22 protein-coding genes are annotated in these 25,224 nt (G+C 68.8%); 6 read left to right on the forward strand and 16 right to left on the reverse strand.

Annotation, left to right across the window (positions count from 1 at the left end; translation table 11 throughout):
- Positions 1-258 precede the first annotated feature (258 nt).
- The 3 genes from serA to CCO03_RS07475 all read left to right on the forward strand — a co-directional run bounded on the left by serA (position 259) and on the right by CCO03_RS07475 (position 5,914).
- A complete protein-coding gene (serA, locus tag CCO03_RS07465; protein WP_087279299.1) occupies positions 259-1,488 on the forward strand; it encodes a phosphoglycerate dehydrogenase in 1,230 nt (409 codons plus the stop codon).
- Between the two features lie 326 nt (positions 1,489-1,814).
- Entirely contained in the window at positions 1,815-3,839 is a 2,025-nt protein-coding gene (locus tag CCO03_RS07470) for a hypothetical protein (protein ID WP_157667554.1), read from the forward strand.
- Positions 3,836-5,914 (forward strand): hypothetical protein, encoded by a 2,079-nt coding sequence (locus CCO03_RS07475; protein WP_087279305.1) that lies wholly within the window; start codon positions 3,836-3,838, stop codon positions 5,912-5,914. Before CCO03_RS07470 ends, CCO03_RS07475 begins: the two co-directional genes overlap by 4 nt.
- A gap of 34 nt (positions 5,915-5,948) precedes the next feature.
- Here the strand turns inward: CCO03_RS07475 and CCO03_RS07480 are convergent, their stop codons facing one another.
- The 3 genes from CCO03_RS07480 to CCO03_RS07490 are packed head-to-tail and all read right to left on the reverse strand — an operon-like array spanning position 5,949 to position 9,741.
- Entirely contained in the window at positions 5,949-7,577 is a 1,629-nt protein-coding gene (locus CCO03_RS07480; RefSeq protein WP_087279307.1) for a glycosyltransferase family 39 protein, read from the reverse strand.
- Positions 7,578-7,598: 21 nt separating this feature from the next.
- Positions 7,599-8,807, reverse strand: a complete 1,209-nt coding sequence (locus CCO03_RS07485; protein WP_087279309.1) for a pyridoxal phosphate-dependent aminotransferase — start codon at positions 8,805-8,807, stop codon at positions 7,599-7,601.
- Entirely contained in the window at positions 8,797-9,741 is a 945-nt protein-coding gene (locus CCO03_RS07490; protein ID WP_087279313.1) for a CysB family HTH-type transcriptional regulator, read from the reverse strand. Before CCO03_RS07490 ends, CCO03_RS07485 begins: the two co-directional genes overlap by 11 nt.
- Before the next feature lie 178 nt (positions 9,742-9,919).
- Here CCO03_RS07490 and ypfJ point away from each other — a divergent pair, with 178 nt between their 5' ends.
- Entirely contained in the window at positions 9,920-10,792 is an 873-nt protein-coding gene (ypfJ, locus tag CCO03_RS07495; protein ID WP_087279316.1) for a KPN_02809 family neutral zinc metallopeptidase, read from the forward strand.
- A gap of 122 nt (positions 10,793-10,914) precedes the next feature.
- On the opposite strand, the gene CCO03_RS07500 is transcribed toward ypfJ, so the two are convergent.
- From CCO03_RS07500 to groES, 4 genes are all read right to left on the reverse strand, one after another.
- The gene (locus CCO03_RS07500) at positions 10,915-11,160 is read right to left on the reverse strand and encodes a GlsB/YeaQ/YmgE family stress response membrane protein (RefSeq protein ID WP_087284373.1); all 246 of its coding nucleotides are present in this window, start codon (positions 11,158-11,160) and stop codon (positions 10,915-10,917) included.
- An 841-nt stretch (positions 11,161-12,001) separates the two neighbouring features.
- Positions 12,002-13,111 carry an IPTL-CTERM sorting domain-containing protein gene (locus CCO03_RS07505; RefSeq protein ID WP_087279319.1) on the reverse strand — a complete coding sequence of 370 codons (1,110 nt, stop codon included), beginning with the start codon at positions 13,109-13,111 and terminating at the stop codon, positions 12,002-12,004.
- Positions 13,112-13,291: 180 nt separating this feature from the next.
- Positions 13,292-14,938: a chaperonin GroEL gene (gene groL, locus CCO03_RS07510; protein ID WP_087279322.1), complete on the reverse strand. Its 1,647-nt coding sequence runs from the start codon at positions 14,936-14,938 to the stop codon at positions 13,292-13,294.
- 106 nt (positions 14,939-15,044) lie between these two features.
- The gene (gene groES, locus CCO03_RS07515) at positions 15,045-15,335 is read right to left on the reverse strand and encodes a co-chaperone GroES (RefSeq protein ID WP_087279325.1); all 291 of its coding nucleotides are present in this window, start codon (positions 15,333-15,335) and stop codon (positions 15,045-15,047) included.
- A gap of 610 nt (positions 15,336-15,945) precedes the next feature.
- On the opposite strand from groES, the gene ispF reads away from it, so the two are divergent.
- Positions 15,946-16,425: a 2-C-methyl-D-erythritol 2,4-cyclodiphosphate synthase gene (gene ispF / locus CCO03_RS07525; protein WP_087284377.1), complete on the forward strand. Its 480-nt coding sequence runs from the start codon at positions 15,946-15,948 to the stop codon at positions 16,423-16,425.
- Positions 16,426-16,537: 112 nt separating this feature from the next.
- On the opposite strand, the gene CCO03_RS07530 is transcribed toward ispF, so the two are convergent.
- The 7 genes from CCO03_RS07530 to CCO03_RS07560 all read right to left on the reverse strand — a co-directional run bounded on the left by CCO03_RS07530 (position 16,538) and on the right by CCO03_RS07560 (position 20,037).
- Positions 16,538-16,909, reverse strand: a complete 372-nt coding sequence (locus CCO03_RS07530) for a DUF1428 domain-containing protein (RefSeq protein WP_087279327.1) — start codon at positions 16,907-16,909, stop codon at positions 16,538-16,540.
- A 35-nt stretch (positions 16,910-16,944) separates the two neighbouring features.
- Positions 16,945-17,424 carry an SRPBCC family protein gene (locus CCO03_RS07535; protein ID WP_087279331.1) on the reverse strand — a complete coding sequence of 160 codons (480 nt, stop codon included), beginning with the start codon at positions 17,422-17,424 and terminating at the stop codon, positions 16,945-16,947.
- Between the two features lie 173 nt (positions 17,425-17,597).
- Entirely contained in the window at positions 17,598-18,068 is a 471-nt protein-coding gene (locus tag CCO03_RS07540) for an SRPBCC domain-containing protein (protein ID WP_087279335.1), read from the reverse strand.
- A gap of 9 nt (positions 18,069-18,077) precedes the next feature.
- Positions 18,078-18,482 carry a GFA family protein gene (locus CCO03_RS07545; protein ID WP_087279338.1) on the reverse strand — a complete coding sequence of 135 codons (405 nt, stop codon included), beginning with the start codon at positions 18,480-18,482 and terminating at the stop codon, positions 18,078-18,080.
- A gap of 105 nt (positions 18,483-18,587) precedes the next feature.
- Complete coding sequence (locus CCO03_RS07550) at positions 18,588-19,052, reverse strand: VOC family protein (protein WP_087279341.1); 465 nt, start codon at positions 19,050-19,052, stop codon at positions 18,588-18,590.
- A 29-nt stretch (positions 19,053-19,081) separates the two neighbouring features.
- Entirely contained in the window at positions 19,082-19,321 is a 240-nt protein-coding gene (locus tag CCO03_RS07555; RefSeq protein WP_205690373.1) for a VOC family protein, read from the reverse strand.
- 212 nt (positions 19,322-19,533) lie between these two features.
- Positions 19,534-20,037 carry a VOC family protein gene (locus tag CCO03_RS07560; RefSeq protein WP_087279344.1) on the reverse strand — a complete coding sequence of 168 codons (504 nt, stop codon included), beginning with the start codon at positions 20,035-20,037 and terminating at the stop codon, positions 19,534-19,536.
- Positions 20,038-20,217: 180 nt separating this feature from the next.
- Here CCO03_RS07560 and CCO03_RS07565 point away from each other — a divergent pair, with 180 nt between their 5' ends.
- Positions 20,218-20,949: a TetR/AcrR family transcriptional regulator gene (locus CCO03_RS07565; protein WP_087279347.1), complete on the forward strand. Its 732-nt coding sequence runs from the start codon at positions 20,218-20,220 to the stop codon at positions 20,947-20,949.
- A gap of 664 nt (positions 20,950-21,613) precedes the next feature.
- On the opposite strand, the gene mdtD is transcribed toward CCO03_RS07565, so the two are convergent.
- A complete protein-coding gene (gene mdtD / locus CCO03_RS07570) occupies positions 21,614-23,032 on the reverse strand; it encodes a multidrug transporter subunit MdtD (protein ID WP_087279351.1) in 1,419 nt (472 codons plus the stop codon).
- Positions 23,033-23,615: 583 nt separating this feature from the next.
- Positions 23,616-25,082 (reverse strand): aminotransferase-like domain-containing protein, encoded by a 1,467-nt coding sequence (locus CCO03_RS07575; protein ID WP_087279354.1) that lies wholly within the window; start codon positions 25,080-25,082, stop codon positions 23,616-23,618.
- Positions 25,083-25,224 lie beyond the last annotated feature (142 nt).

Genomic DNA, 25,224 nt, shown 5'->3' on the forward strand with positions numbered 1-25,224 from the left:
TGCCCCGCATTGTGGCCGACCAGGCCGCGCCCACGCGGGCTTGGGACGTGGGCGCACATCGGGTGTCGCGAGGGCTGGCCAGGCGGGCAAGGGTCGTCGGCCGGGGTTGTGCTTTGCTTGCGCGGCGGGCACTGGTTTGGGGCGCACGATGACCGTCATGACGATGCGGTTGCTGTGGGCGTGGCACATTTGTAACCAGTCAATCAGGACATGCCTGATTCGCATGCCATCAGACCGCGACATTTGGAAGGACGTTGCATGAGCGAGACCTCGCTGGACAAAGCCAAGATCAAGTTTTTGCTGCTGGAGGGCATTCACCCCAATGCGGTGGAGGTGCTGAAGCAGGCCGGTTACACCAACATCGAATCGCTGCCGGGCGCCCTGGAGGGCGAGGCGCTGATGGCCAAGCTGGCCGATGTGCATTTCTTGGGCATCCGCTCACGCACCCAGCTCACGGCCGAGGTGTTTGCCGCTGCGCACAAGCTGGTGGGCGTGGGCGCCTTCTGCATCGGCACCAACCAGATCGACCTGGATGCCGCCCGCCAGCAAGGCGTGGCCGTGTTCAACGCGCCGTACTCCAACACGCGTTCGGTGGCCGAACTGGTGCTGGCCGAGGCCATCATGCTGCTGCGCGGGGTGCCGGCCAAGAGCCAGGCGGCGCACCAGGGGGGCTGGCTGAAGTCGGCCGAGAACTCGCACGAGATCCGCGGCAAGACGCTGGGCATCGTGGGCTATGGCTCCATCGGGGCCCAGCTCTCGGTGCTGGCCGAGGCGCTGGGCATGCACGTGATCTTCCACGACGTGGTGACCAAGCTGCCGCTGGGCAACGCCCAGCAGGTGCCCAACCTGCAGGCGCTGCTGCGCGAGGCCGACGTGGTCACACTGCACGTGCCCGAGCTGCCGTCCACGCAGTGGATGATCGGCGCGGCCGAGCTCTCGGCCATGAAGCCTTCGGGGGTGCTGATCAACGCCTCGCGCGGCACGGTGGTCGAGATCGAGCCGCTGGCCGAAGCGCTGGCGGCCGGCAAGCTGCTGGGGGCTGCGGTCGACGTGTTCCCCGTCGAGCCCAAGAGCAACAAGGACCAGTTCCAGTCGCCGCTGCGGGGCATCCCCAACGTCATCCTCACGCCGCACATCGGCGGCTCGACGCTGGAGGCGCAGGCCAACATCGGCCTCGAGGTGGCCGAGAAGCTGGTCAAGTACAGCGACAACGGCACCACGACCTCGTCGGTCAACCTGCCCGAGGTGGCGCTGCCGGCGCACCCCGGCAAGAACCGCCTGCTGCACATCCACCGCAACGTGCCGGGCGTGCTCACCGAGATCAACCGCGTGCTGACGCAAACCGGGGTCAACATCACCGGCCAGTTCCTGCAGACCCGCGGCGACGTGGGCTACGTGGTGAGCGACATCGAAGGCGGTGACACGGCCGAGCTGCGCCACCTGCTGGATGGCGTGCCCGGCACCATCCGCAGCCGCGTGCTGTTCTGACGGGCGCCGGCCCGGAGGACGCTGGGCGCGTGGCCCCTGCGCCGTCGGGGTGCTGCAGCCGCTGACTGGCTTCATGACCAAGGGTATGGGCCGGTTGCCGATGACACACCATCGGCAACCGGCCCATACTGCTTCATCTGTGCGAGCTCGACCCGCACCGGTGCCGCGCAGGCCTTGTCGAGCGGCGACCGGGTGCCGGCTCGGCAGGGGCGATTCGGCCCTGTGACACAATCCCCGGCTGATTTGGAGCCACCGGCGGAAGCCCCGTCACAGGGTGGCATCCAGGCGCTTTCCCCCGTCGCCTGCCTGCCCGGCCTGCCTGCCCGATGACCACGCCCGAAGCCCCTTCCGACGACTTCCTCCACGCGCCGGACAGCTCCCGACCTGCGGATTCCGCCACCCCCTCTCGTGCCGCAGTGGCCGCCACCACGCTGGGGGCCGCGACCTGGGCTGGTCTGCTGGCCCTGGGCTGGGGCGCGACACAGGCCGATCCGCAGCCGCCGATGCTGGTGGCGCCCATGATCGGCAACCTCGACGACTGCCTGCTGCAGGATGCGGCCTCCGGCCGCTTGCCGGCGGCGTTCCGGCCGCGCCCAGTCAGCTGCGAAGGGGCGCAGGGCTCGGCGGCCGAGCTGGTCACCCAGACGCTGGCGCCGCTGGTACCCACCGATGCGAGCCTGCTGCAGACCACGCGGCTGGGCTACACCCTCAACCTGCCGCTGCTGCGCATGCTGGACCGCGATGCGCAGGGGCGGTGGCAGGTCAATGTCGACCGCGTGGCGCGCTACGTCCACACGCTGGAGCAGGCGCAGAAGCCGGCCATCCTGTACCTGTTCGGCACGCACTTTGGCGTCAATGCTCCGATCGAGGCCGAGCTGCAGCGCGATCCCGACAACCTGGCCCACACCCAGGACGGCCCGCTGCCCGTGGACCGGTATCTGGACTACACCATCTACCCCTGGAGCGTGGCACGCACCGACAACGGCCTCACCCGTGCGCGCGACCGCGTGGTGGCCGAGGTGGCCCGGCAGCTGTGCGCGTCGCCGCAGGCGCTGGCCCAGGTCAGCGGCGTCACGCTGCTGGGCGAGGTGCACCAGCTGTTTCCGCGCTTCGAGACCGGCATGGGCTTTGAATCGGCCTACCGCATCAGCGACTACAGCGCGGCGTCGGTGCAGGGGTTCCGGGCCTATCTGGCCCGGCAGCTGGGCAGCGTGGCCGAGCTGAACCGCCGCCTGGGCAGCACCTTCACCGGCTTCGATGCGGTGACGCCGCCCCGGCTGGACATCCGCAGCGACCGGCTGGCGAATTACTTCGAGCACATCGACGCCTACGCGCACGGCAGCCTGCCGGTGAGTGGCTGGGTGCACGTGCCCGATGCCCTGTGGCCGGGCACGCCCGGCCAGGAGGGGCTCGACCCAAAGGGGCCCGGCGCACGCCAGCCAGCCACCCTGCTGGAGGCGCGCAAGCCGCAGGTGGCGATCCTGTTGAATGGCCTGGAGGTGGGGCGCGTGCGGGCCGACCTGAGCCGGCAGGACGTGGGCGAGGCGCGGCCCGAGCAGGGCACGGCCGATGTGGGCTGGCGGTTCGACCTGCCGTTTGCCCAGCTGCCCGCAGGCCGCCACCGGCTGGACATGCTGCTGGTCTTGCCCGACGGCCACCTGGCGCCGCTGGGCACCCGCCACCTGAACGTGATGGACCGCCACCAGCGAACGCCCGAGCCGCAACCCATGCAGGCCGCGGTGGAGGTGCGCGACATGCCCGCAGGCATCCACGCCTACCTCGACTGGCCGCGCGAGGACATGGACGTCTACTTCAACCCGCTGGTGCCGTACTGGCATGCCTTTCGGGCTGAGCAGGTGGCGCGCACCCTGCAGCATGCCCGCCAGCAGGTGGGGCAGACCTGCCTGGCGCAAAAGCCGCTGTACGTGCACCAGCTCTACCCCTATGGCAACCCCAGCTGGGATGCCAACCGCTATGCCGTGCAGCGCAGCCTGCAGCACCGTGCCGATTGGCGGCTGGGCGTGAGCCTGTACGGCGAGACCAGCTATGGCTTTGAGCTGGGCCGCGCGCTGGGCAACTGGGGCCAACACCGCTACGGCGTGACCGAATTCCATCCCATGCGGGCCGTCAGCGGCGAGCAGATGGGCGCCATCCTGGCCTTGCAACGGCAGCAGGGCGCGCGCTTCCTATCCTTCTTCATGGAAGCGCGCCCGGCAGGCAGCGTGCCGCAGCGCATGCACAACGCGTTCAGCTTCGACCCCGACAACCCGGTCATGCAGGGCGATGCCTTGTTCGACGCCGTGCAGCAGGTGATGCGCGCCCAGGTCAACGTGCCCGGCGCCGCGCCATGAGGCGCACGGGCGCCCCACTGACCTGCCATGGCCTGTGGGCCGGCCTGGTGCTCGGCCTGTGGGCGTGCGGCCAGGCCTGGGCGGCGCCGGCGGATGCGAGCCGGGCCGCTGCCAGCCCCGCTGCGTCAGCCGCGCAGGTGACGCAGGTGGCGCCCGCCTCGTCGCCAGCCAGCCCGCCCGCGTCGGAGGCCAGCGGTGCGCAGCCGGCCGGCGACATCGCTCGATTCTTCTTGACGCCGCACCTCGACCGGCTGGACATCTGCGACCAGGCCCAGGGCGACGCGCGCTTGCGCACCATGGCCCAGGTGCGCCGCGTGTGCGACGGCCTGGGTGACCAGCTGGGTGGCACGGCGGCCGCCACGCTGAGCCAGGCGCTGGAGGCGCTGGAGCCCGGCGGCGCGCAGGGCGCGGTGCAGGTGGGCTACACCTTGACGCTGCCTTTGCTGGGCCTGTATCGGCGCGAAGGCGATGACTGGGTCATCGACGACGCCCGGCTGAATCCGCTGCTGGCCCTGATCGAGCAGGTCGACCGGCCGGTGGTCGTCCACCTGGCCAGCAGCCCTGTCGACGCCACGGGTCCGCTGCCCGAGGCGCTGCGCCAGGATGCGCGCAACCTCATGCAGCTGGCCGATGGCAGCGTGCCGCAGCGCAGCGACGGGGTGCCGGCGTTGGCCTACACCCTGCTGACGGATCCGGACATCCCCGTCAACCGCTACCGGTTTCGCGCCCTGCACGAGGTGGCGGCGCGCCTCCAGGCCTTGCCGGAGGCTGCGCGCGCGCGCATCGTGGGCTACACCCTGGGCGGCGAGCTGCATCAGCTGTTCCCGGACTTCGAGCAGGGCGCCGGGCGGTTTGACCCCGTGCAGGTGACCGACTACAGCCCGGCGTCCATCGCGGCGTTTCGCGAGTGGCTGCAGCGCAAATGGGGCGCCGTGCGCCGGCTCAACGCGGCCACGGGCCTGGCGTTCGATGGTTTCGAGGCCATCGATGCCCCGCGCGGCAAGCTGCAGGACGGCAGCGCCAGGACGCTGGCCGAGCACTACAGCGCTTACGCCGCCGGGCAGCTGCCCATTGCCGGCTGGGTGCACGACCCGCAGGGGCGCATCGACTCGCTGACGTTGTTCCTCAATGGCAAGCCCGTGGGCGAGGTGACGCAGGGCTACAACCGCCTCGATGTGTACCGCGCGCGCGACGAGGTGCTGAACCCCAACGTGGGGTATCGCTACGACCTCGATGTGTCCGTGTTGGCACCAGGCAGATACCTCGCCCAGGTCGTGGCCCAGGTGGATGGGCTGAGTTACGAGTTGGCCCAGACCCGCTTCACCCTGGCGGGCCGCACCGACAGCCTGCGCGAGCGTGAACCGAGGCCGGCGCGCCGCTTGCAGGAGGTGAAAGCAGGCAACGCCTGGCAGCGCTGGTGGCGCCACCTGTTGCGCACGCTGGGCTTTGACCGCAGCCTGCCCACCTATGCGCGCGTGCCCGACGTGGACAGCCAGCTGGACCTGCCGGCCCGCGACCTGGTGGTGCACTACAACCCCCTGGCGCGCGAATGGGACCTGTTTCGCAACCACCAGGTGCTGGCCGCCATGCAGGCCCTGTACGACCAGGCGGTGGCTGCCGGCCTGCCGCCCGGCGAGCTCTACAGCCACCAGGTCAACGACCGCATCAACAGCGCCTGGAACGCGCAGCTGTTGGCGGTCGATGACGTGTGGGCCGCGCGCCAGGCCTGGCAGGCCGGCATGACCCTCTATGGCGGCGCGACCCACAACGCGCTGGTGCTGCGGCAGATCCGGCGTCAGCGGCTCACCGGTTTTGCCGCCCCTGAGTTCAACCCCCAGCAATGGAAGGTGCGTGACGCGCCGCTGAAGGCCTTGCGCGCCCAGCGCGAGGCGGGTGCCCGCTTCGTGTCGCCCGTTTACCTGAGCCTGGTGCCGGCCCGGCTCAAGGCCGCGGGGCAGGGGCCTGCGCTTGGACCGGTGGGCCCGGGCGTGAACCGCCTGGCGCTGGACCCCGCCAACCCCCAGGACGGCTCAGACCTGTTCTACCAGGCCATTCAAACGCTGGCGGCTGAATGATGGTTGGGGGTATGGTGCTGCTGCCGTTTTGAGGTCAACGGTGATCGATGCATACTGCCTGTTGTTGGGGCGGATGTGCAGCGTTCGCACGGGCTGAAGGCGCTCGCCCATCGGGCCCGGCGAGCATGAATTCCACGCACAGGCCCTGGCGTGCCGGGTCGGTCCAGCGGTAGGGCAGCACGCGGGTTTGCAGCGCGGGGTGGGCGCCGCCGGGCCAGGCGGCGCGCCACCAGGGGGCCGGCGCCGGTTCTTCGGCCAGCACCTGCAGCAGCGGCATGTGCTGGGCATGGGCGCGTGCCGCGGCCTCGCGCACGCAGTCCAGCGTCCAGCGTGTGTCGATGTCGCAAACCACCACCTGGGCCCGGGGGAACGCCAAACGCACGATGCCGCCGGTGGTGTGGTGGCCGGCGATCACCAGGCCGTGGCCGTCGAAGCCGGCATCGCGCAGCGTCTGGCCGATGGCTGCCACGGGCCAGTTCATGCGCTCGTCCTTGCCGCGCCAGGCGTCCACCACGGGGTTGAGCATGACCACGGCCCACAGCAGGGCCAGCAGCGCGCCGGATGCGCCGAGGAACCGCCGCGCGCCGCGCGGGTCGGCGGCCACCGTGGGGCGTGCCACCAGCGCCAGCAGCGGCAGCATCAGGAACAGGGGCTGCAGCCAGCGCCCGTCGAAGGACGAGGTGCCGGCCAGCACCATCGCCAGCAACGCGGCCAGCACGATCGCCACGTAGCGCGTGAACAGGCGCTGCACCTCGGCGGGCTGGCCAGGGGCCGGCGCGGCTGGCGCTACAGAACGCCACCGCCAGGCGCGGCCAAAGGCCCAGCGCGCCATCAGCAGCCAGGGCAGGGCGGCCAGCAGGCTGAACACCAGCAGGTCGCCGCCCCCGGCCAGCAGGCCTTGCAGGCGCGACAGCGTGTCGGGCGGCTGCAACTTGCGCAGGGTGCTGGCGCTGGCGCTCTGCCAATGCGCAAGTGCCCACAGGGCATGCGGCGTGACCAACCCCAGGCCGATCACGGGCGTCAGCCACCAGCCGCGCGACAGCAGGGCGCGCCGGGCGGCCGGCAGGCTCAGCGCGGCCAGCAGGGCCGCGGCCGCCATCAGCACGTAGCTGTACTTGGACAACACGCCCCAGGCCATCACCAGGCCCAGCCAGCCAAAGCCCGCCGGGCTGGGCGCGCGCAGCTGGCGCAGCAGCACGAACCAGGTGGCGGCGATCGCGCAGTTGAGCATCACGGTGTGGGTCTGGTCGCGCAGCAGTTCCCAGCCAATGCCGGGCAGCCAGACCAGCCCGAAGGCGGCCAGCCAGGCGGTGCGCGTGGCCATGATCTGGCGTGCGGCCAGGAACATGAACCAGGCCGTGAGGCCGACGAGCACGTGTTTGACCACGGCCAGCGAGAGCACCGTGGGCCCCAGCACGGCGTTCACCCCCCACTGCAGCCAGGTGTAGAGCGGCGGCTGCGGGCCATAGCCCCACGCCAGCGCCTGCGACCAGACCAGCTGTTCGTTCTGGTCCCACGACAGCGACGGCGACAGCAGCACCCGGCAGGCGACCAGGGCCAGCAGGATCAGGACGAGCCAGGTCAGCGGGCGGAGCGAGGGCGGGTGAGGAACGGTGTCCGTGGGCAGTGAAGGGGCAGCGCGTGGCCGGTGTACATCCACCATGGGGCAGGTCAAAACGGCGGGTCAGAGGGTGGACAGGCGCGTCAGGGCGTCGCGCAGGGTGTCGTCGCGCTTGGCAAAGCAGAAACGGATCATCTTCTGGTCGAAGCCCTGGCCGTAGAAGGCGGACAGCGGGATGGCGGCCACGCCCAGCTCGCGCGTCAGCCACTGGCAGAAGTCGGCTTCGGACAGGTCGCGTTCGGGCACCTGCAGGTCGGCGATGCTGACGCACTGGAAGTAGGTGCCTTCGCAGGGCGTCAGGCGAAAGCGCGTGCGCGCCAGGCCCGCGCGGAACAGGTCGCGCTTGGCCTGGTAGAAGGCCGGCAGGTTGAGGTAGGGCGCGGGGTCGGCCATGTACCGGGCCAGGCCCACCTGCATGGGGGTGTTCACGGTGAACACGTTGAACTGGTGCACCTTGCGGAATTCGGCCGTCAGCGCCGCCGGCGCGGCCACGTAGCCCACCTTCCAGCCCGTCACGTGGAAGGTCTTGCCAAAGCTGCTGACGATGAAGGCGCGCGCCGCCAGTTCGGGGTAGCGGGCCACGCTCTCATGCCGGTGGGGGGCAAACACCATGTGCTCATAGACCTCGTCGCTGATGAGCAGGGCGTTGGTGGGGGCCAGCAGCTCGGCCAGGCGCTGCATGTCGGCCGGTTGCCAGATGGTGCCGCTGGGGTTGTGCGGGCTGTTGATGATGAGGGCGCGCGTCTTGCTGTTCAGCGCCGCGGCCAGCTGGTCGAAATCGGGCCGGAAGCTGCCCGGGGTGAGCGGCACGCGCACCACGCGCGCGCCCGTCAGCTCGATGTTGGGCACGTAGCTGTCGTAGCAGGGTTCCAGCACGATGACCTCGTCGCCGGGGCCAGCACAGCACAGCACGGCGGTGAGGATGGCCTGGGTCGCGCCCGCGGTGACGGTGATCTCGCTGGCCTCGTCAAAGCGCCGGCCATACAGCGACTCGATCTTGGCGGCGATGGCCTGCCGCAGCACCGGCATGCCCGGCATGGGAGGGTATTGGTTGTGGCCGCTGGTCATGGCATCGGTGACGGCCGATACCAGCTGGGGATCGCAATCGAAATCCGGGAAGCCCTGGCCCAGGTTCACAGCCTGATGCTGCTGCGCCAGGGCCGACATGACCGAGAAAATGGTGGTGCCCACCTGGGGCAGGCGCGACGGAAAGCGCGGCGTGGCGGGCGCCGCTGCCGAGCCCGTGGGGGCGGTCAGGGTGTCAGAGCTCATAGTCGTGGTTGTTGCCGTTCATGGCTTTGAGGATGAGGTCCTGGTCCAGTCGATCCGACAGCAGCTCGGCAAAGCGGTAGACGAAGGTGCGCAGGTAGGCACCGCGCTTGAGCGCGATGCGGGCCAGATTCTGGCCGAACAGCTGGCCCATGGGGCGATGGACGAGGTCGCTGTGCGGGCCGTCGTCGCGCACCGCCATTTCGGCCACGATGCCGATGCCCAGCCCCAGGCGCACGTAGGTTTTGATCACGTCCGAATCGATGGCCTCGAGCGCGATGCGCGGCGTCAGCTTGCGCTGGGCAAAGGCCTGGTCGATGCGGGTGCGGCCCGTGAACGAGGGGTGGTAGGTCACGATGGGCTCGGTCGCCAGGTCTTCAAGCGTGATGCGCTCCTTGGTGGCCAGCGGGTGATGCGCGGGCACCACCAGCACGTGCTGCCACTCGTAGCAGGGCAGGGTGATCAGCTCGGGGTAGGCGCTGAGCGATTCGGTGGCGACGCCGATCTCGGCCACCTCGTCGATCACCATGCGCGCAACCTGATCGGGCGAGCCCTGGTGCAGGCTGACGTTCACGTTGGGGTAGAGCTCGCGCAGCCGCACCACGGGCACGGGCAGCACGTAACGCGCCTGGGTGTGCGTGGTGGCGATGGAGAAGGTGCCGGTGTCCTGGGCGCTGTACTGCTCGCCGATGCGCTTGAGGTTGCCGATCTCGCGCATGATCACCTCGATGCTCTTGAGCACGTGCTGGCCGGGCTCGGTGATGCGCTTGAGGCGCTTGCCATGGCGCGTGAAGATCTCGATGCCCAGCTCCTCCTCCAGCTCGATGATGGCTTTGGACACGCCGGGCTGCGAGGTGTGCAGGGCCTTGGCCGCCTCGGTCAGGTTCAGCCCGCGGCGGGCTGCCTCTTGCACAAAGCGAAACTGGTGCAGGTTCATGGTCTTGAATAAAAACGTCGTCTTTTATTGTATTTGTGTCTAACGGAGCCTGGGCCTGTGGCGGGCGTCACATCGGGTTGCGTCTGGGCGGCCCCGCTGTGCTGCATTGCACATCCTTCGTCCAGGTTTGATTTGATAATCGCGCGTTCGCGTGGACAGGCCATGCAAGGAGTGGGTCATGAAGTGGGAAGGCAATCGCGAGTCCGACAACGTGGAAGACCGCCGCGGTTCGGGCGGTGGCGGCGGCTTTGGCATCGGGGGCCGCAGCATCGGCATCGGCACCATCGTGCTGGCGCTGATCGGCTGGGGCGTGTTCGGCATCAACCCCCTGACCACCATCGGCGTGTTGTCGGGTGGGGGCGGCGCACCCACGACCCAGCAAGGGCCGGCCCCGGCACCACCGGCCAACGACCGCCAGGCCAAGTTCGTGTCCACCGTGCTGGCCGACACCGAAGACGTGTGGAGCAACATCTTTGCCCAGGGTGGCGGGCGCTACCAGCCGCCCAAGCTGGTGCTGTTCTCGGGTGCGGTCGGCACCGCCTGCGGCACGGGCCAGTCCGCCATGGGGCCGTTTTACTGCCCGGGTGACCAGAAGGTCTACCTGGACATGAGCTTCTTCCAGACCTTGAGCCGCGAGCTGGGCGCGCCCGGCGAATTCGCGCAGGCCTACGTCATCGCGCACGAGGTTGGCCACCACGTGCAGAACCTGCTGGGGATCAGCGGCAAGGTCGACGGCATGCGGGGCCGCGTCAGCCAGCGCGAGCAGAACGCCCTCAGCGTGCGGCTGGAGCTTCAGGCCGACTGCTTCGCCGGCGTCTGGGCCAACCACGCCAACCAGGCCCGCCACATCCTCGAAAACGGGGACATCGAATCGGCCGTGAACGCCGCTCAGCGCATCGGCGACGACGCGCTGCAGCGCCAGTCCAGCGGCACCGTGGTGCCCGACAGCTTCACCCACGGCAGCAGCGCCCAGCGCGTGCGCTGGTTCACCCAGGGCATCCAGAGTGGCTCGGTCAAGGCCTGCGACACCTTCAGTGCCCAGCGCCTGTGAAGTGGTGTTGAGGGGTATCCATGCTTACTCGTTGATGTTTCATCGAAGATGGACTCATACTCCATGAAAAAAGCGCGGCCAGGCCGCGCTTTTTTGTGGCTTCAGGGGGCGACCCCCTCAGCCTAGGCCCGCTTGATGACGCGCAGGATGAGGATGAACACGATGGCGCCCACCGTGGCCGTGATGATGGCGCCCACCAGCCCGGCACCAGCCGAGATGCCCAGCACCCCGAACAGCCAGCCGCCCAGCAGCGCGCCGATGATGCCGACGACGATGTCGCCCACCAGTCCCAGGCCGCCACCCTTGACTAGCACGCCAGCCAGCCAGCCAGCGATCAAGCCCACCAGGATGAAATACACGAAGCTCATGAGGACCTCCTCTGCGTTGAACCACACTGGGCGGCCGCCCAATTCACCCCGACCTTAGCGGCTGACGCGGTGCCGGCAGGTAGGAAGATGCCGGTACTGGAGGCGGTCAGCGCGCCGCGTGGTGCGCCACAGGCCGCGATGGCGGGCGCGGCGGTCTGTTGCAGGGAGCGCGGTCGGGCCAGACCAAGGGCTGGCCTTCGACATGGACCACGTCTTGGCGCGCCCCTGCCGTGATGCCCAGCAAACCCGTGGGTCAAACGCGGGCACGGGGCTGGCTGCAGCCGAGCAGGTTGGCACACGACCCGCAGCCACCAGAGGCCGTGCGGTGTGATCCAGCATGGGATGGTGCCAGCGTTAACGCCCTGGAGGCGCTGCAGCACGACCTGCTGAGGAACGCTTGGGCAGAGGAACGGGACAGGCCGCTCAATGAGCGTCCACCGGGGGCGGTCCGCGGGTCGACGGCCAGCCATCACGGGCATGAACCCGCAGACCCCTCTGCGCTTGCAGACGGCGGCCGCGGTCTCCGTTGCCATGCAAGGGTCTGCAGGCCCGTCGCCTGCTCGTTGGCGCGGTTCCGCCTCGATTGGCTGGTCATCGACTCGCGCGAGATGGAAGGCGAACGCCGTGAAGCGCTGGTCATGGTGGCGGCCGTCACCTGCTCAGCGAGGTGGCGGCGCCGAGGCCGGCCAGGACAGAGGTGCGAGTGCACGCGCAGGCCAGCGTGGGGGCAACAAAAAAGGGAACGTGGTGAACACGTTCCCTGGTCAGGCTTACCGTCAAGCGGGTGGGCGCAGCGGCGGGGTCACGGCCTTGGCGACGGCTCGCCCAGGTCGTGTTGCATTCAGGCCTTGCGCGGGCGGCGAATGCGGGTCAGGCCCATTGCCGCAAGGAGCGACATCAAGGCCATGAGCGACCATTGATTCAGGCTGGGAACGGCCTTGGGCGGCAGGCTGGCAACGGGGCCAGCCGCCGCTGTGCACACCTCGAGGCCTGGTGTGGGGCCGGTCTGGGCGTCGGGCGTCACGCAGTAATACAGGTACTGGTTCACGTCCGTGGGCTGCACGGTGTAAGAGACCGTTTGGTCGTCGCCACCGGTCGAGCCGCTGTCCACCACGGTGCCCTGGCTGGAACTGGTGATGTCGGGGTTGGGGCTGGTGACGAAGCGGTAGGTCGTGCCGCTGGGGTTTTCCGGGTCGGCGTGGTTGTCGGCGTACTCGTAGCTGCCGGTCACGGTCTTGCCGATCTGCGGCGTGCCCGTGATGGACGGATCGGCCAGCGGCGGGGTGTTCGCCGGCGTGCGCTCGATCAGGGCCACCATGTGCTGGTATTCGGGATCTCTGTTGCTGAACAGGTCCATTGTGTAGGTGCCCGAGCGGTACGTTGTGCGCAGCGTGGGCAGGGTGGCGCGCATGGCGTCGTACAGGGTGGTGTAGGCGGTGACGAAGGCGGCCTGGGTGGTGCCCGGGATGAGGACATACTCTGTGACGTCCTCCAAGGCCGGGCGCGCTTTACCTGCCGAGGGGTCAATGCTGGCTGCGGTGCCGTCGTAGTCGTTGCCCAGTTCCCACAAGGCGTGTTGAAGGGCGCGTCGCTGCTCGCCGCTGCCATTCTTGTAGTAGCTCTCGTAGTACTGGTCCATCAGCCAGTAGATGGCGGCCTCGCCGGCCGCACCCGACCCGCCCTTGATGGCGCGGGCGCCAGCCTCCGTGTCGAATTGAGCGGCGGGGATATCGTAGGTAAAGGGCGGATCTGTCTCGTGATCGATGCAGATCAGCAGCACAGGCAGATCGCTGTAAGGCGCGCCATCGGCGTCATAGGTGAGCCCGGTGGATGTCCCCGAGTAAATGAAGTTGAAGTTGTAGACAACCGGCCCCGATACAAATGCGGCCATGGAGAGGCTGGGGGCCGCCATGGCAAGCGCAGCCGAGAGACCCAAGAGTGTTTTCCGCATCGTGTCGTCCTTGAACGTCGGTAAGCCTTAATGCTATGGATTTTGACCTGTATCCAGACGCTCGCCAAGGTTTTGAGGTGTGACCGTGACACGATGTCGGCCCTCACAAGCAAAAAGCACGGCCAAGCCGTGCTTTTTGCGAGGGAGTGGGGTGATCGACCGAGGCCGACCAGGCCGGGCTTACATGCCCATGCCGCCCATGCCGCCCATGCCGCCCATGTCGGGCATGCCACCGCCTGCGGCTTCATCCTTGGGGGCGTCGGCCACCATGGCTTCGGTCGTCAGCAGCAGCGAGGCCACCGAAGCGGCGTTCTGCAGGGCCGTGCGGGTCACCTTCGTCGGGTCCAGGATGCCCAGCTCCAGCATGTCGCCGTAGCTGTCGTTGGCGGCGTTAAAGCCATAGGTGCCCTTGCCGTTCAGCACTTCGTTCACGACCACCGAGGGCTCGCCACCGGCGTTGGCCACGATTTCGCGCAGCGGGGCTTCCACAGCCTTCAGCACCAGCTTGATGCCGGCGTCTTGCTCGGCGTTGTCACCCTTGAGCTCGCCCACGGCTTGCTTGGCGCGCAGCAGGGCCACGCCACCGCCGGCCACGATGCCTTCTTCCACCGCAGCGCGCGTGGCGTGCAGGGCGTCTTCCACGCGGGCCTTCTTTTCCTTCATTTCGACTTCGGTGGCAGCGCCGACCTTGATCACGGCCACGCCGCCGGCCAGCTTGGCCACGCGCTCTTGCAGCTTTTCGCGGTCGTAGTCGCTGGTGGCTTCTTCGATTTGCGCGCGGATTTGCTTCACGCGGGCTTCGATGTCGGCAGCAGCGCCGGCGCCGTCGATGATGGTGGTGTTTTCCTTGCCCACTTCGATGCGCTTGGCCTGGCCCAGGTCAGCCAGCGTCACCTTTTCCAGCGACAGGCCGACTTCTTCGGCGATGACCTTGCCACCGGTCAGGATGGCGATGTCTTCCAGCATGGCCTTGCGGCGGTCGCCGAAGCCAGGGGCCTTGACAGCCACGACCTTCAGAATGCCGCGGATGGTGTTCACCACCAGGGTCGCCAGGGCTTCGCCTTCGACTTCTTCGGCAATGATCAGCAGCGGACGGCCGGCCTTGGCCACGGCTTCCAGCGTGGGCAGCAGGTCACGGATGTTGCTGATCTTCTTGTCGAACAGCAGCACATAGGGGTCGTCCAGCAGGGCGACTTGCTTTTCGGGGTTGTTGATGAAGTAGGGCGACAGGTAGCCGCGGTCGAACTGCATGCCTTCCACGACATCCAGCTCGTTGTCCAGCGACTTGCCGTCTTCCACGGTGATCACGCCTTCCTTTCCGACCTTGTCCATCGCGTCGGCAATGATCTTGCCCACCGATTCGTCGGAGTTGGCCGAAATCGAACCCACCTGGGCGATTTCCTTGGAGGTGGTCGTGGCCTTCGATTGCTTCTTCAGCTCTTCCACCAGGGCCACCACAGCCTTGTCGATGCCGCGCTTGAGGTCCATGGGGTTCAGGCCGGCGGCCACGTACTTCGAGCCTTCGCGCACGATGGCTTGAGCCAGCACGGTGGCGGTCGTGGTGCCGTCACCGGCGATGTCGTTGGTCTTGGAAGCCACTTCCTTCACGAGCTGGGCGCCCATGTTCTGCAGCTTGTCCTTGAGCTCGATTTCCTTGGCGACGGACACACCGTCCTTGGTCACCGTGGGGGCGCCGAACGAGCGCTCCAGCACCACGTTGCGGCCCTTGGGGCCCAGAGTCACCTTGACCGCGTTGGCCAGGATGTTCACGCCTTCAACCATGCGTGCACGGGCTTCGCCGCCGAAAACAACGTCTTTTGCTGCCATTTTGAGAATTCCTTGAATGAGATGTGATGCAGTATGGGGCTATGGCCGTTGTTCATTGAACAGTGATCAGGCCATACTGCCTCTGAATGTGCTTGTGAAGCGGTGCTTACTTCTCGACGACTGCGAACAGGTCGTCTTCCTTCATCACCAGCAGCTCTTCGCCGTCGACCTTGACGCTCTGGCCGCTGTACTTGCCGAACAGCACGCGGTCGCCGACCTTCACGGTCAGGGCCAGCAGCTCACCCTTGTCGTTGCGCTTGCCGGCACCCACGGCCACCACTTCGCCTTGATCGGGCTTTTCAGCGGCGCTGTCGGGGATGACGATGCCGGAGGCGGTCTTGGTTTCGTTTTCCAGACGCTTGACGATCACGCGATCGGCCAGAGGACGCAAATTCATGAAAAGTACTCCTGATGGAATCAAATCGACGGCCCGAAAGGGCCGCCTGGCGGGGATTGGATGGACGAGGTGTGACGCCCGCATGAAATTGCTAGCACTCACCTCAATCGAGTGCTAATCATAAGGGTCTGTGGCAGCAATTCAAGCCCCGATTGAAATTTTTTCGGCCACCTTGGCGTGCCCGCGTCGAAGGCCGTGCGGTGGGGGCCGCCACGGCCCGCAGCCCGCAGCTGCGGCGGCGGCGCCCGCGGATTCGGGGCATGGCCGGGCCGCGCGCCATGCCCGCATCAACCCGTTGCCAGCGCAGGGGCCGCGTCTCGGCCACTTCCGTCTGGAGGAGTGGCTCGGCAAGGTCCAGGACATCGAAGGCGTGGACGGCACCCGGAGCTGCATGGTGTCGTCTACGTTCGTGGAGCGGGGCCCCGACCTGCACCTGTGAACCCGGCCTGGCGCGGCCCGGCCCCCGCGCATCGGCGGCGGTCGGACAGGGCGCGCCGTGCCCCGCGGTCCCCTTGGCACAATGGCGGCCCGTGTTCTTCCTGCGTTTGTTGCCATGACCACAGCCCGCCCCTCGACCGTGCCCACGGGCGCACCCGCCCGCCAGCACCCGGTGCCGTTCCGCGTGGGCGAGGGCTGGGACGTGCACGCGCTGGTGCCCGGTCGCCCCCTGGTGCTGGGCGGCGTCACCATCCCGCACCACAGCGGCTTGCTGGGCCATTCCGACGCCGACGCGCTGCTGCACGCCATCATCGACGCGCTGCTGGGCGCGGCCGGCCTGGGCGACATCGGCCGCCACTTCCCCGACACCGACGCGCGCTTTCTGGGGGCCGATTCGGGCGTGCTGCTGACCGAGGTGGTGCAGCGCGTGCAGGCCCTGGGCTGGGCCATCGGCAACATCGATTCGACCATCGTGGCGCAGGCGCCCAAGCTGATGCCGCACATCGAGGCCATGCGCACGCGCGTGGCCGAGTTGACCGGCCTGCAGCCTGATCAGGTCAACGTCAAGGCCAAGACGGCCGAGAAGCTGGGGCCGGTGGGGCAGCAGCAAGCCATCGAGACGCGTGCCGCGGCGCTGCTGTATCGCGTTTGACTGAGGGTGGGTATGGGCCGATTGCCGATGATTGGGCAACGAGAATCAGCCTATACCCATCTGTGCGTTGCTGCGCGATGCGCGCAGGCCAACGCACCCGCCGAGGTCGCGTTCAGCCGCCGCTGGCACCCAGTTGCACGATGGGCGAGAAGCCGCCGAAGATCATGCGTTTGCCGTCAAACGGCATGGTGTCCGGCCCCATGCCGGCGATGCGCGGGTCGGCCATGACGGCCGCGTTGATGCGGTCGCGCTCGGCGCGAGAGGCGTAGACGATCCACGAGAAGCAGGCGACTTCGTCGTCCTTGAGCTGAACGGCCAGCGGGAAGGACGTGACCTTGCCCGGCGGCACGTCGTCGCCCACGCATTCCCAGTACTGCAGGGCGCCGTGTTCCATCCAGACGGCGCCGGCGGTTTCGGCCACCTGGCGGTAGGCCTCGACGTTGGCGCGCGGCACGGGCACCACAAATCCATCGACATAGGGCATGACGTTCTCCTGCGGGGGTGAAGGAAAGCCGGCGCTCACAACGTGGCGGCCAGCTCGGCCAGCTGGTCGGCACAGGTGCCCCAGCCGGAATGAAAACCCATGGCTTCGTGCTGCTGGCGCGCGGCTTCCGTCCAGTGGCGCGCGATGGCGGTGTAGCGGGTCTGCCGTCCGCCGTCGCCCACGGCCTCGAAGGTGACGATGGCGGTCATGAAGGGCTTGTCGGTGGGCACCCAGCCGGCGGTGTAGGCGTCGGTGAACACCAGTTTGCGCTCGGGCACGACCTCGAGGTAGACGCCGGCATTGGGGTACTCCTGGCCGTCGGGATCGCGCATGACGATGAGGCTGCCGCCGCCGGGCCGCAGGTCGATCTCGGCCCGGGCGATGGTCCAGGGCCGGGGCACGAACCATTGCTGGAGCAACGCGGTGTCGGTCCAGCAGCGGTAGAGCGTGGCGGCGGGCGCGTCGATCAGGCGCGTCAGCACCAGGTCTTGAGGGTGGTCGGTGGGCGAGGTCATGCGGGGCTCCGGTTGAGGGACAGGGGTGAAGGGCGAGGTGGGCCTTGCCGGGTGTGGGGGCGGGAAGCGGTCATCGGCGTCGAGGCGGTTCGCGGCGCGGTGCACGGCGCGGTTCCCCGTGCGGGTGAGGCGGGTGCACTCGGGCGGCGGGCGTGCATGGGGACGGGACGGGCTCATGGCGGGGCAGCGCCCAGCACTTCGGCGCTCAGGCGGTTCAGGTTTTGCGCGTTGGCGGGCACCACCAGGGCCGCCAGCTGCGCGGCCACCTCGGCGCTGTCGAACACCTGCGCCCATTCGACCCGCGTGCCGGCGCCGTCGGCATGCAGGGTGAGGTGCAGGCGAAACAGCGGCGCGCCCACATGACGCACGACGAACTGCGCGGGTTGATCGGGGTGATCGGCTTGTGGGGGCGTCAGGGTTTCGAACACGTTTTCGTTCGGGTAGGCGCGGCCATCCGGTCCGTGCATGACGAACACCCAGCGCCCGCCCGGCCGCATCTCGCACAGACTGACCTCGTTGGTGAAGCCGTTCGGGCCCCACCAGCGCGCCAGCCGCGCGGGATCGGTCAGCGCCGCAAACACCTGGGCCGGCGGGGCGGCAATGTGGCGCGTGGCCTGGAAGGTGTGGTCGGGGTGGTCAGGCATGGTGGTCCTTCACAGTGCGCGGCCGTCGAAGCGGTGAAGGGGCAGGGTGTCCAGGTCGATCTGGTCCACGCAGCGCAGGTTGATGGCGGCCATGGCCGTGCCGTTGGGGGCCGTGCCCTCGCCGTGGGTGTGGATGCCGCAGGTGGGGCAGAAGTGGTGGGCGATCTGGTGCGTGTGAAAGCGGTAGACCGCGTCGGGCGCCGCTGCGTCGCGCGCCGCTGCGTCGGGCGCCGCCGCGTCGGACGCGGGCGTGCGCAGCGTGAGCGCCCCGCGCGGCACAAAGCTCAACAGCGAGCCGCGCCGGCGGCAGAGGGAGCAGTTGCACGACAGCGCCTGGGTGATCTCGGCCTCGAACGTGAAGGTGATCTGGCCGCAATGGCAGCTGCCGGTGTAGGTGTTGGTCGATGTTTCCATGGGTATGCGGGTGAAGTCGTTTTCAGGTCATCGGCATCTGGCCCATACTGGAAAAAGATGTGGTGAAGCGGCAACGCGCGGCATGAAGCATGCAGCGGGGCTGCGTCAGCCTTGGGGCGGCTCGGTGGCCACGTTCACCATCCAGGGGGTGCCGAAGCGATCGGTCACCATGCCGAACCCGGGCGACCAGAAGGTGGCCGCGTAGGGCATGGTGACCTGGCCGCCCTCGGCCAGGCCATCGAACACGCGCTGGCCTTCGGCGGCCGAGTCCACGCCGATCGACACCCACAGGCCTTGCGGCTTGACGTAGCCGCCGCCGCCGCAGGCCTCGGCCGATTGGCCGGGCATGGCGGGCAGGGTGTCCGACGCCATGATGGCCTGGGCACCAACCTGCAGGTGGGCGTGCATGAGGCGGTTTTTGGCCGACTCGGGCAGCGGGGGCATGCCCTCGCCGGGCGGCATGTCGGCGAACGTCATCTGGTGCACGAGCTGTCCGCCAAAGAGCCGGGCGTAGAAGGCCATGGCCTCGGCGCACTGGCCGTCGAAATTGAGGTAGGGCACGAATTGCATGAGGGTCTCCTGGGGGTGAAAAAAGCGCGTCAGGGCAGGTTGATCTGCCAGGACACGCCGAAGCGGTCGTCGGTCCAGCCAAAGCGCTGGCTGAAGCCGTAGTCGGCCAACGGCATGCGCACCTGGCCGCCATCGGCCAAGGCGGTGAACACGCGCAGCTGCTCGTCGGCCGATTCGCAGTCGATGAAGATCGAGCTGGATGGCGTGAAGCCGAAGGCATGCACGGGCGGGCTGTCGCTGAACAGGAAGGAGGTGCCGCACAGCGCCACGCGGGCCAGCTTGATGGAGCCGTCGCCCGTGCCCGCGCCGGGGTGGCGTTCCAGCGCTGTCGGGCAGCGTGGCCACGTACAGGTCGATGGCGGCCTGGGCCTGGCCCTGGAACATCAAAAACGGGGTGGCGGTGGGCATGGTGCAAGCTCGTGCAGTGCCTGGCGGGCCAGGCGGGTGGGGAATGGCGCGGTGACGACCATGGCCGCGCCGCTCAGGCCTGGCCGTCGAAAGCGGCCTGCAGGCGGGCGATGTCCAGCTTCTTCATGCCGAACATCGCCTGCATGGCGCGCTTGGCGCCAGCCTGGTTGGGCGAGGTGTAGAGCTCGGCCCACATGCGCGGCGCGATCTGCCAGGACACGCCGTAGCGGTCGGCCAGCCAGCCGCACTGCTGGGCGTTGGGGTCGCCGCCTTCGCCCAGGCGCGCCCAGTAGTGGTCGATCTCGGCCTGGGTGTCGCAGTTGACCATCAGCGACACGGCGGGGTTGAACTGGAACACGGGGCCGCCATTCAAGGCCACCATCTCCTGGCCATCCAGCGTGAACGACACCGTCAGCACCGAGCCGGCAGGCCGGCCGTGGTGCTCGAAGCCGACCTCGCTGTAGCGCGTGATGAGGCCGATGGCCGAGTTGGGAAAAATGCCGGCGTAAAAGCGCGCGGCTTCCTCGGCCTGGGAATCGAACCACAGACAGGGGGCGATGCGGTGCAGTTGAGCCATGGGATGTCTCCTGAAGTCATGGGGTCATGCGTCTTCATGTGGACGCTGTTCACACGCATTCTGCAGGTTAAAATGGACGCTGTCCACATGCTTTCGTGTATGGGATGTAAGCCTGTGTGCCAGACGCCCATGACGGCACGGTGTCCATCCAATGTTGATGGGGGTATCACCCATTTTTCGATGAATCAAAAACGACAGCAGATTGATACTGCAAAATCATCTGCCACCGCCCCAGCTGCCCGCCGCAAGCGCCAGGCAGCAGCCGCCGATGCCGGGCAGATCCGAGACCGGGATCGGGACCGCTACCACCATGGCGACCTGCGCCAGGCCCTGGTGCAGGCGGGGCTGGCCCTGGCGCGCGAGGGTGGGCCGGCGGCCGTGGTGCTGCGCGAGGCCACGCGCCGGGCCGGCGTGGCGCCCAACGCCGCCTACCGCCACTTTGCCAACCACCAGGCCTTGTTCGACGCCGTGCGCGCGGCCGCCCTGGGCGCGCTGGCCCAGGCCATCGAGGCCGAGATGACCGAGGCCAAGGCCATCGCCGATCCCGTGGTGCGGTCACGCGCCTTGCTGGCCGCGGTGGGGCGCGGCTACTTGGGCTTTGCGCGCCGCGAAACGGGGTGGTTTCGCACCGCGTTCGCCTCCGGCGCCCACGACGTCGCCGTGCCGACCGACCCCGCCCGCACCGCGGCCATGGGCCTCAACCCCTACGAGTTGCTGACCTACGCGCTGGATGCGATGCAGGCCGCCGGCGTGCTGCCCGACGCGCGCCGCCCCATGGCCGAATTCCTGGCCTGGTCGGCCGTGCACGGCATGGCCATGCTGATGATCGACGGCCCGCTGCGCCATGTGCCGCCCGAGCACCTGCAGGCCCTGGGTCAGCGCCTGCTGGTGATGGTCGAGCAGGGTCTGTGAGCGCCTTGGCGGTGGAGGCGCGAGCCGCCCGCGTGCCGCGGGCTTTGCAGGCGTGCCTCACGCGGCGGGCGGGATCGTTCCTGGCCCGATGGGGCAATTTGCTGGCGCGCTTGGCGCCAGTCACCCCGCTGGCCGCGGGCCGGCCCGGCGCCTGAGCGGACACCGGTGCAGAGGATATGTGCAGTAGATTGACACAGTATGCGGCAGTTGACGATCCTGCATGATCGGGTGTGCATGCATACTCTGGTCATCGATTCGATTGGGTGCCAGTGACCACGCGGCCCCATCGGTTCGGGGTCGCACTTCCAGCACGCGACCCGTCATCGGCCCGGCCCCAGCGGGGCGCGGGTCGGTGTCCTGCCGAGGCGTTCACCCCCGAGCCGGTTCGGCGACCCCAGCCAACCTGGACAAACGCGGCCCGTCTGCGGCGTGCAGCCGTGTCGTCGGGACAGGGCAGGACTGCACGCGCGAGCCTGGAGCAGGCGGTGGGCGCGTGCTGGCCGAAGCCGCGCCAGGGGCGCAGCCGCCAGGTCCGCGAAGGGGGCCAGCTGCCGGATGCATTCATCGGGCTTGAGGATGCGGCGTGTGGCCGACGCGCGCGCGGGATGGGCCGCCTGTCTGCAACGTGTGCGCGCCGCGGCCGCAGCCACGCCGGCCTCTGGGGTCAACCCGCCGGCGAGTCCCGGTGCAGCTCGCCCTCGGCCACGGTGTCGGGGCGCAGTTGCCAGAAGATCCAGGCCGAGCAGGCGGTGACGATGCCGATGCTGACGAAGGCGGCACGGAAGGCCATGAGCGCGTGCTCGGCCGTGGCCGGGGTGAACCAGGCCGTGAAGGTGGCGACCAGCGCGGCGGCCACGGTCACGCCCAGGCTCATGGACAGCATCTGCACCATGGACAGCATGGAGTTGCCGCTGCTGGCGTTGGCGGCGTCCATGTCCTTGAGCGTGACCGTGTTCATGCAGGTGAACTGCATGGAGTTGAAGGCGCCGAACACCGCCATCTGCACGATGCGCAGCCACAGCGGCTGGTCGGGCGACATGAGCGCGAACCCCGCGATCTGCACGCCCAGCAGCACGGTGTTGATGGCCAGCACGTTGCGGTAGCCATAGCGCCGGATGATGCGGATGGCGACGCGCTTGGTGCCCATGCTGGCCAGGGCCACGGGCAGCATCAGCATGCCGGCCTGGGCTGGCGTGTAGCCCATGTGCAGCTGCATCAGCATGGGGATGAGGAAGGGCATGGCGCCCGAGCCGATGCGGGCGAACAGGTTGCCGAGGATGCCCACGCGAAAGCTCTGGATGCGGAACAGCACGGGCGAGAACAGCGGCTTGGGCACCTTGAGCGCGTGCAGCCAGTAGGCCGCCAGCATGGCCAGCCCGACGAGCAGCAGCACCAGCACCGTGGCGTGGCGCATGCCCAGCCCGCCCAGGCCGTCGACCGAGAGCGACAGCGTGACCATGGCCACGGTGAGCATGACGAAGCCGGACAGGTCGAAGCCGCCGAGGTTGGCCTGGCGCAGGTCCGGCATCCACACGCGCGCGGCGAGGACGCCCAGCACCCCCACGGGCACGTTGATGAGGAAGATCCAGTGCCAGGTCAGGATCTCGACCAGCCAGCCCCCCAGCGTGGGGCCGATGAGCTGGCCCATGAGGCCAGGGATGGCGACGAAGGCCATGGCGTCCAGGAACTTGTCGCGCTCGAACGAGCGCAGCACCGCGAGCCGGCCCACGGGCAGCAGCAGCGCGCCGCCCAGGCCCTGCAGCACGCGCGCGGCCACCAGCTGGTTGAGGGTGTGCGCCGCGGCGCAGGCGGCCGAGCCGAGGGAAAACAGCACGGCCGCCGTCATGAAGATGCGCCGCGTGCCAAAGCGGTCGGCCAGCCAGCCCGAGGCCGGGATGACCGCGGCCACGGCCAGGCCGTAGGCCACCACGGCCATCTGCATGTGCAGCGGGCTTTCCTGGAAGCTGTTGGCGATGCTGGGCAGCGCGGTGTTGACGATGGTGGAGTCCAGCGTCTGCATGAAAAAGCCGATGGCGACCAGCCAGAGCAGGCGCCGTTCGGCGGGGTTGAACGAAGTGGCCATGAGAAGTCCCTTTCGGCCGCGCATCATGCACCCGGCAGCGGCGAAGCCATGTCCGTCGGGTTCGCCAATCGGCGGGCCAGCAGCCAATCCGCGAGTCTGCAAGCGCATCCGCAGGCGCATCTGCAAGCGCATCCGCAAGCGCTTTGCCCTCGGGCAAGGGGCATCGACCGGCCGAGCGCTGACACACCGATGTCGCCCGCAGCGGGGCTGCGGCTGCGGGCGACTGCCGGGCCAGGCCGCTGAACGCGCTGGGCGTGCCGTCGGCGCCGGGGCCGTGCCCGCCCGGTCACGGTTGCTGCCCGCCAGGCATTCGGCGCCGAGACCGTGGGCGGGGGCGCGCAACTTCCGCCCCATGCAAGATTCAAAAGGGGTATGGGCCGGTTGCCGTTCAAGGTTGATCGGCAACTGAGCCATACTGCGTTTTCGGCGAGTGAGTCACTTCATGACGCCTTGAGCCAGGCACGCCCTGGCCCGAGACGGTGTCAGCCACCGCGCCAAGGCCCTGGGTGTGCCTGGTGACCCGCGGTGGCTGGCGCAGCCCCAGGCTGGCGCGGCAGCCATGGGGCCAGGGCCGCTGGCGGCGTCAGTGCATGGCGCCGCCGCCCGGGGGTTGCAGTTGCTGCGCCATCAGCTCGCTGAGGCTGCGCATGCCGTCGGTGATGTCGGCGCGCGAGGCCATGCCGGCGCTCAGGCGCACGAAGCGGTCCATGCGCGGCTGGCCCGAGAACAGCGGCCCCGGCGCGATGTGGATGCCGCGCGCCAGCGCGTCGTGCCCCAGCTGCATGGCGCTGACGCCGGCCGGCAGCTCCAGCCACAGGAACAGGCCGCCATCGGGGGGCGTGAGCTTGACCTGGTCGCCAAAGCAGCGCGCCACCTCGTCGGCCAGGGCCTGGCGCCGCTCGCGCAGGTCCTGCTGCAGGCGGCGCAGGTAGCGGTCGTGGCTCTTGCTGGCCAGAAAGCGGGCCAGCACGATCTGGCCCAGCTCTTCGGGAAAGCGGCTCTGGCTGTACTTGAGCATCTCGACGCGCGCCTGCCAGCGCCCGGCCGACATCCAGCCGATCCGCATGCCCGGCGCCAGGCTTTTGTTCAGCGAGCTGCAGTGGATCACCAGGCCGGTCTCGTCCATGGCCTTGATGGGCTGGCAGTGGCTGGCCGCGGCGCCCATGTCGGCGTAGATGTCGTCTTCGATGATGGGCACGCCGTGCTCGCCGCACAGCTGCAGCACCGCGCGCTTGTGGGCGTCGGGCATGGTGCAGCCCAGCGGGTTGTGCAGCGTGGGCATGCACAGCAGGGCGCGGATCGGCGTGCGCGGGTCGTCCAGCGCCATGGCCAGGGCCTCGACCGAGAGGCCGGTGCTGGGGCTGGTGGGCAGCTCGAGCGGGCGCAGCCCCAGGGCCTCGAGCGCCTGCAGCGCGCCGTAGAAGGTCGGTGATTCCACGGCCACGGTGTCGCCGGGCTGGCACAGCGCGCGCAAGGCCAGCGTCAAGGCCTCGATGGCGCCGTTGGTGACCGTGATCTGGTCGGCGCGCAACTGCATCCCCCGCGTGGCGGCGCGCTTGGCCAGCACGGCCAGGAAATCGGGGTGACCGTAGCGGCGCGTCATCTGCGTCATCACCTCGGGGTGCTGGCGCAGGGCGCTGGCGGCCAGGCGTTGCAGGGCGGCCGTGGGGTAAAGCTCGGGCGCCCCCACGCCGGTCATGAAGTTGATGCGTGGCGGCGTGGCCTCCAGCAGGTCGAGCCAGCGCGCGATGGTGGCGTGCAGGCCGGTGAAGCTGTCCGGCTGGGTCAGGCGCCGCGTGGGCAGGGCTTCGGAGGCGCGCGACAGCCCGGCACGCGGCGCGGCATCGACGTAGTAGCCCGAGCGCGGCCTGGCCTGCAGCAGGCCCCAGTCCTCCAGCGTGTGGCAGACCTGCACGGCGGTGCTCATGCTGATCTGGTGGGTTTTCATGAGCTGGCGCACCGAGGGGAACTGCTCGCCGGGCGCGAAGGTGCCCTGGGCGATGTGCTGCGACAGGCGCTGGGCCAGCTGAAGGTAAAGCGGTGCATCCATGGTGAGGCGATCCCGTTGGCGCGGGCCTGGCCGCAGGCGGCAGGCGTGCGCACCGGCACGGCTGGCCGGGGAAGCCGGCAGTGTGCCACCGCGGGCCCGCGGCGGGCGATACAGAGCCCGCCTTTTGGAGCCGCTACAGACC

Source organism: Comamonas serinivorans, from assembly GCF_002158865.1.
Classification (GTDB): domain Bacteria; phylum Pseudomonadota; class Gammaproteobacteria; order Burkholderiales; family Burkholderiaceae_C; genus Comamonas_E; species Comamonas_E serinivorans.

What these genes read in the sequence shown, in the direction of transcription:
- CCO03_RS07545 (WP_087279338.1), bottom strand. Translation starts at nt 18,482, where the DNA reads ATGGAAACATCGACCAACACCTACACCGGCAGCTGCCATTGCGGCCAG.
- serA (WP_087279299.1), top strand. Translation starts at nt 259, where the DNA reads ATGAGCGAGACCTCGCTGGACAAAGCCAAGATCAAGTTTTTGCTGCTG.
- CCO03_RS07565 (WP_087279347.1), top strand. Translation starts at nt 20,218, where the DNA reads ATGAATCAAAAACGACAGCAGATTGATACTGCAAAATCATCTGCCACC.
- CCO03_RS07575 (WP_087279354.1), bottom strand. Translation starts at nt 25,082, where the DNA reads ATGGATGCACCGCTTTACCTTCAGCTGGCCCAGCGCCTGTCGCAGCAC.
- CCO03_RS07530 (WP_087279327.1), bottom strand. Translation starts at nt 16,909, where the DNA reads ATGCCCTATGTCGATGGATTTGTGGTGCCCGTGCCGCGCGCCAACGTC.
- CCO03_RS07470 (WP_157667554.1), top strand. Translation starts at nt 1,815, where the DNA reads ATGACCACGCCCGAAGCCCCTTCCGACGACTTCCTCCACGCGCCGGAC.
- CCO03_RS07560 (WP_087279344.1), bottom strand. Translation starts at nt 20,037, where the DNA reads ATGGCTCAACTGCACCGCATCGCCCCCTGTCTGTGGTTCGATTCCCAG.
- CCO03_RS07540 (WP_087279335.1), bottom strand. Translation starts at nt 18,068, where the DNA reads ATGCCTGACCACCCCGACCACACCTTCCAGGCCACGCGCCACATTGCC.
- ypfJ (WP_087279316.1), top strand. Translation starts at nt 9,920, where the DNA reads ATGAAGTGGGAAGGCAATCGCGAGTCCGACAACGTGGAAGACCGCCGC.
- CCO03_RS07535 (WP_087279331.1), bottom strand. Translation starts at nt 17,424, where the DNA reads ATGACCTCGCCCACCGACCACCCTCAAGACCTGGTGCTGACGCGCCTG.
- CCO03_RS07490 (WP_087279313.1), bottom strand. Translation starts at nt 9,741, where the DNA reads ATGAACCTGCACCAGTTTCGCTTTGTGCAAGAGGCAGCCCGCCGCGGG.
- CCO03_RS07475 (WP_087279305.1), top strand. Translation starts at nt 3,836, where the DNA reads ATGAGGCGCACGGGCGCCCCACTGACCTGCCATGGCCTGTGGGCCGGC.
- groES (WP_087279325.1), bottom strand. Translation starts at nt 15,335, where the DNA reads ATGAATTTGCGTCCTCTGGCCGATCGCGTGATCGTCAAGCGTCTGGAA.
- CCO03_RS07550 (WP_087279341.1), bottom strand. Translation starts at nt 19,052, where the DNA reads ATGCAATTCGTGCCCTACCTCAATTTCGACGGCCAGTGCGCCGAGGCC.
- CCO03_RS07505 (WP_087279319.1), bottom strand. Translation starts at nt 13,111, where the DNA reads ATGCGGAAAACACTCTTGGGTCTCTCGGCTGCGCTTGCCATGGCGGCC.
- CCO03_RS07500 (WP_087284373.1), bottom strand. Translation starts at nt 11,160, where the DNA reads ATGAGCTTCGTGTATTTCATCCTGGTGGGCTTGATCGCTGGCTGGCTG.
- mdtD (WP_087279351.1), bottom strand. Translation starts at nt 23,032, where the DNA reads ATGGCCACTTCGTTCAACCCCGCCGAACGGCGCCTGCTCTGGCTGGTC.
- groL (WP_087279322.1), bottom strand. Translation starts at nt 14,938, where the DNA reads ATGGCAGCAAAAGACGTTGTTTTCGGCGGCGAAGCCCGTGCACGCATG.
- CCO03_RS07480 (WP_087279307.1), bottom strand. Translation starts at nt 7,577, where the DNA reads ATGGTGGATGTACACCGGCCACGCGCTGCCCCTTCACTGCCCACGGAC.
- CCO03_RS07485 (WP_087279309.1), bottom strand. Translation starts at nt 8,807, where the DNA reads ATGAGCTCTGACACCCTGACCGCCCCCACGGGCTCGGCAGCGGCGCCC.